Below are 1,458 nucleotides of genomic sequence, written 5' to 3'. Positions count from 1 at the left end.
AGGCCCTGTGGCGCAGTTGGTTAGCGCGCCGCCCTGTCACGGCGGAGGTCGCGGGTTCGAGTCCCGTCAGGGTCGCAAGTAAGCGCCGGAGCAATCCGGCGCTTCGCGTATGGCATTCCGTACGGGTGCCTGCGGCCAGGTAGCTCAGTTGGTACGAGCGTCCGCCTGAAAAGCGGAAGGTCGCCGGTTCGATCCCGGCCCTGGCCACAAAAGATCCCCTCACCAGAGCATCTGGTCGAGGGGATTTTCGCGTTCAGGGGTGGAAGACGAGGCGGCCCACCGTCGTGCCGTCGCCGAGCCTGCCGAGGCCCTCGGGCACGTCGCTCAGCGACAGGCGTTCACTGATCAGCGGCTTCAGCTGGTCCGCGGCGGCGAGCCGGGTCAGTTCGTCGTGGCAGTCGCGGATCGCCTGCGGGTTGTATTGCTTGTAGAGGCCCCAATGCAGGCCGATGATCGAATAGTTCTTGATCAGGGCGTGGTTCAGGGCCGGTTGGGGGATGGTGCCGCCGGCGAAGCCGATCACCAGGATGCGGCCCTCGAAGGCGATGCATTTGGTCGACTTGGCGTAGGCGTCGCCGCCGACCGGGTCGTAGACGACGTCGGCGCCGCGCCCGCCGGTGAACTCCTTGACGATCGGCACGAAGTCCGAGGTGTGCCGGTCGATGACGAGATCGGCGCCCAGTTCGCGGCAGTACTCGGCCTTGTCCGGACCGCCGACCACACCGATCACGGTGGCGCCCGCGGCCTTTCCGAGCTGCACGGCGGTGCTGCCGACGCCACCGGCCGCGGCGTGTACGAGCAGGGTTTCCCCGACTCGCAATCGGGTGCGCCGGTGCAGGGCGAACCAGCTCGTCTGGTAGCCGATGCACAGGGCGGACGCTTCGGCGTCGTCGAGTGCTTCGGGGGCGGGGAAGGCGTTGGCCGCGTCGAGTACCGCCATCTCGGCGAAGGCGCCGCCGGGCAGGTCGGTGGTGCCGACGATCCGGTCACCGACCGCGAACCCGGTGACGCCGTCACCGACCGCGACCACCGAACCGCACAGTTCCACACCGGGGGTGAACGGCAGCGGCGGCTTCACCTGGTACTGCCCACGACACAGCAGCACGTCGGGGAAGTTGGCCGGTGCGGCGAGCACCCGCACCAGCAGTTGTCCCACGCCGGCAACCGGGTCGTCGATCTCGTTGAACCGCAACACCTCTCGTGGTTCGCCGAGTTGGCCTACCTGCCAAGCCTTCATGAGCCGTCTCCTTACGGTAAATGAGCGCTTGCTTAGCTTGGCGCGCCAATGTTGTCGTGTCAATCGCAGATCGAGGAGAGCCACCACCACCTGCGCGTTTCCCGAAACGGCAGCGGCCGGGGTACAGTCGCCCCGCGAGAAAGCAGCAAGGCCCTGTGGCGCAGTTGGTTAGCGCGCCGCCCTGTCACGGCGGAGGTCGCGGGTTCGAGTCCCGTCAGGGT

1 protein-coding gene and 2 tRNA genes are annotated in these 1,458 nt (G+C 67.6%); 2 read left to right on the top strand and 1 reads right to left on the bottom strand.

The features are described 5' to 3' along the window. Window position 1 precedes the first annotated feature (1 nt). Window positions 2–75: transfer RNA gene (locus ACSVDM_RS30780), tRNA-Asp, on the top strand. Between the two features lie 58 nt (window positions 76–133). Beyond that, window positions 134–207 (top strand) — tRNA-Phe (locus tag ACSVDM_RS30775). A 46-nt stretch (window positions 208–253) separates the two neighbouring features. On the opposite strand, the gene ACSVDM_RS30770 is transcribed toward ACSVDM_RS30775, so the two are convergent. Then, window positions 254–1,237, bottom strand: a complete 984-nt coding sequence (locus ACSVDM_RS30770) for an NADPH:quinone oxidoreductase family protein (RefSeq protein ID WP_439269167.1) — start codon at window positions 1,235–1,237, stop codon at window positions 254–256. Between the last annotated feature and the right edge of the window lie 221 nt (window positions 1,238–1,458).

The organism is Nocardia sp. JW2 (genome assembly GCF_051843015.1).
Lineage (GTDB): Bacteria > Actinomycetota > Actinomycetes > Mycobacteriales > Mycobacteriaceae > Nocardia > Nocardia coubleae.
This window is presented reverse-complemented; position numbering and strand designations above follow the sequence as displayed.

What these genes read in the sequence shown, in the direction of transcription:
- ACSVDM_RS30770 (WP_439269167.1), bottom strand. Translation starts at nt 1,237, where the DNA reads ATGAAGGCTTGGCAGGTAGGCCAACTCGGCGAACCACGAGAGGTGTTG.